The sequence below is a fragment of the Cellulomonas sp. 73-92 genome, from assembly GCF_001898175.1.
Lineage (GTDB): Bacteria > Actinomycetota > Actinomycetes > Actinomycetales > Cellulomonadaceae > Cellulomonas.
On record NZ_MKTH01000025.1, the window covers coordinates 1 to 3,256 of the forward strand.

General features: G+C 70.4%; 5 protein-coding genes. 2 read left to right on the forward strand and 3 right to left on the reverse strand.

What is annotated here, in order from left to right; genetic code table 11:
- Positions 1-89: 89 nt before the first annotated feature.
- On the reverse strand, positions 90-665 hold the full coding sequence (locus BGO37_RS16870; protein WP_291756849.1) for a diguanylate cyclase: 576 nt from the start codon (positions 663-665) through the stop codon (positions 90-92).
- 108 nt (positions 666-773) lie between these two features.
- On the opposite strand from BGO37_RS16870, the gene BGO37_RS16875 reads away from it, so the two are divergent.
- On the forward strand, positions 774-1,256 hold the full coding sequence (locus BGO37_RS16875; RefSeq protein ID WP_291756851.1) for a MarR family winged helix-turn-helix transcriptional regulator: 483 nt from the start codon (positions 774-776) through the stop codon (positions 1,254-1,256).
- 30 nt (positions 1,257-1,286) lie between these two features.
- On the opposite strand, the gene BGO37_RS16880 is transcribed toward BGO37_RS16875, so the two are convergent.
- Positions 1,287-2,048, reverse strand: coding sequence for a membrane protein insertase YidC (locus BGO37_RS16880; protein WP_291756853.1), 762 nt, complete (start codon positions 2,046-2,048; stop codon positions 1,287-1,289).
- A 104-nt stretch (positions 2,049-2,152) separates the two neighbouring features.
- Positions 2,153-2,476, reverse strand: coding sequence for a DUF6412 domain-containing protein (locus BGO37_RS16885; RefSeq protein WP_291756855.1), 324 nt, complete (start codon positions 2,474-2,476; stop codon positions 2,153-2,155).
- 224 nt (positions 2,477-2,700) lie between these two features.
- Between BGO37_RS16885 and BGO37_RS16890 the strand changes: the two genes are divergently transcribed.
- Positions 2,701-3,256 (forward strand): MFS transporter (locus BGO37_RS16890; RefSeq protein WP_291756857.1); only part of this gene is annotated, 556 nt, incomplete at its 3' end.

Below are 3,256 nucleotides of genomic sequence, written 5' to 3' on the forward strand. Positions count from 1 at the left end.
GTTCGAATCCCCTCAGGTCCACCGAACGACGGAACGCCCCCTTCGCGGGGGCGTTTCGTCGTTCGGTGACGTGCGCGGCTGATGCGTGATCAGCGCACGAGCGCGAATCCGGCGTTCCAGCCGATCTGCTCACGGACCGCGAGGGTCAGCTGGAGGAACCCGATCGCCTCCAGCTCGTGGGCGCGTGCCAGGGATCCGGCGTCGATCGCCGACAGGCCTCCCGCCTGCACCGCGGCGATCACCGCGGCCTTGGCGTCCGCGTCGTCGCCGGCCACCAGGACTGTGGTCGGCACGTCGCCCACCGTGCCCGCGACGAGGGTCGCGGCGAAGTTCGTGTTGAACGCCTTCACGACGTGGGCGCCCGGAAGCGCCTTCTGCAGTTCGGCGGCGGCCGAGCTGCCGGCCGGCACCACGAGCCCGTCGAACGTCTCGAAGTTCAGCGGATTCGTGATGTCGACGACGGTCTTTCCCGCCAGCTGCGCGGCATAGTTCTGCGCGATGACGGCGAGCGACCCGTACGGCACGGCCAGGATGACGATGTCGCCCTGGATGGTCTCCGCGGTCTGATCGCTGCCGATGTGCTGCACCGAAGCGCCGCCTCGGGCGAGGACACCCGCGATCCCGCTTCCCATGTTCCCGCTGCCGAAGATGGTGATGGTGGACATTCCTGCTCCTTGTGACGTGACGACTGCCGCCAGGCGGCGAATTGCTTGTTCTTGCAACTAAAGTGCCCAACATGGTTGTCCGGTCAACTATTCCCGTACAGTGGGGTGATGACTCGGTCACGGTCGTTCACTCCGGAGGAACGGGCGGCGTGGGCCCCTCTGGGGGCACTGCTGGAGCTGCTCCCGCGGCAGCTCGACGCGCAGCTCCTCCGTGATGACGACCTGACCCACTTCGACTACTTCACGCTGTCGATGCTCGCCCTCACGCCCGGACGCCGGCTGCGGATGAGCGCGCTCGCCACGATGTCGCACGCCACTCTCCCGCGCATGTCGCACGCCGTGACGCGCCTGGAGAAGCGCGGCTATGTTCGCCGTGAGACCGCCGCCGACGACGCGCGGGCGACGGATGTCGTGCTCACGTACGCGGGTCGACGGGCGGTCATCCGGGCGACACCCGGGCACGTGTCGAACGTTCGCGAGCATGTGCTGGACGCCCTCGAGCCGGAGCAGCTCGACCAATTGCGGGACATCGCGCACGCGATCCTCACCCGCCTGGATCCCGACCAGCGGATGTGGGTGGCGCAGCCGTGACCGAGGACGACGCGACGGCACGTGGGTCGATCAGGGCCGTGCGGGGACATCCAGTGGGTAACGACGGCGCAGCACGAGGCGTTGGCCGAGCGTCCACGCCACTGTGACCAGGAGGTAGATCCCGGCTGCGAGTGGCACGAACAATGCGAAGACCGCCGTCGTGAACTGCAGCACGCCCGCCATCCGCGTCATGATCGCCGCGCCGGGCGCGGCAGACTCCACCGGGGACGGCGCCGGGGGACGTAACCGTCGGCGGGTCACCTCGGCCACCACCGCGATCGCGCCCACGAGTGCCGCGAAGACCAGCACCGCACCCCCGGTCACGGCGTGGGCGCCGATGAGGCCGACGGCCGAGGCGCCCAGCGGAACGCCCAGCAGCTGGTGCGCCAGCAGCCCGTTCGCGTGACCGGCGATCGCCGGATGGAGGAACAGGGCGTAGATGATCCCGACGATGGGCGCTTGGATCAGAAGCGGCAGACAGCCTGCGAGAGGCGAGGCGTTCTCGTCCGCATAGAGCTTCACGGTCTCGCGCTGCAGGCGCTCGCGGTCGTTCTTGTACCGCGTCTGGAGCTGGCGCAGCTTCGGCGCGAGACGCGCGCGCGTCTGCTCCGCCTTGGCCTGCGAGACCCCGACGGGGATGAGGGCGGCCCGCACGAGCAGCGTGATGAGGATGACCGCGATCACCGCGGCGGCGCCGCCGGCGATCGGTTCGAGCACCCCCACGATCCACAGAAGGGTGGAGTACGCCGCGTCGAGCGCCGCGGCGATGGGAGGAAAGGAGAAGAGATCCATGATGTCCGTTCGTCGATGAGTGATGGTGGCGTGTGGCCACGGCGCTCACCGGCGCGCACGGACCCGCGCCGCCGAAGGCGACAGGGGAGGGGACGACGGGCGGGCTACGCGGCCGTGGCCGCGATCCCCGGAGCTCGCGAACGCGGATGCCCCGCGGCATCCGGATCGCTCTGCGGAACGGTCGCAGAGACGTCGATCGACCGGCGCGGTCGCGCAAGGCCGACATGGGTCGCGGGCGGCCCGAAGCCGACCGCCAGCAGCGCCACGACGAGCGTCGTCGCGGTGACCAGGAGCGCCCCGACCGCGAACGAACCCGACGAGGTGAGGTCGGTCGTCCCCACCATCTCCAGCAGCAGCTCCGCGAACGACGAGACCAGGCGCGCGAAGAGGACGAGGAGCTGCACCAGCGAGTGGACGGCGTCGGTCACAGCCGGTCTCCTCTCGCGGGCGGGGCTTCCACGCTACCCCCTCGAGCGCGCCAGCAGGCTCGGGCGCGGGGGAGCGGAGGGGGACCCGCCCTCGGTGCCATGGCAGGCGGTTCCGTCCGTGGGGGAAGATGGAGCTCGCTGCGCAAGCGAGTCCCCGATCCGAGGATGCCGTGACCGATCACCTGCCCCCAGCGGCGCCGACCGCGCCGACCCCGCCTTCCCCTGTGCGGTCGCTGGCGCCCTTCGGCGTCCCCGTGTTCCGTGTGCTGTGGATCGCGGGCCTCGTCAGCAACATCGGCAGCTGGATGCAGACCGTCGGCGCGCAGTGGCTCCTCGTCGACAGCCACAGCTCGCCCGCCGTGATCGCGCTCGTCCAGACCGCGTCCGCCGCACCGGTGCTGCTGCTCGCCATCCCGGCCGGCGTCATCGGCGAACTGCTCGATAGGCGCCGGATCCTCATCGTGTCGCAGGTCGCGCAGTTCGCGGTCGTGACCGTGCTGGTCGTGCTGACCTGGCTCGGGGAGACGACCCCCGCCGTGCTCCTGATCGTCACGTTCATCCTCGGCGCGTGCGCTGCCGTGCAGCTCCCGTCCTATCAGGCGATCATCCCCGACGTCGTGCCGTCCCCGATGATCCCGGCCGCCGCCTCGCTGTCCTCCGTGGGGGTGAACATCGCCCGCGCGATCGGGCCGGCCGTCGCCGGACTCGTGGTCGCCCAGCTCGGGGTCACCGCCGTGTTCATCGCGAACGCCGTCTCGTTCGGGTTCTTCCTGGTCGTCC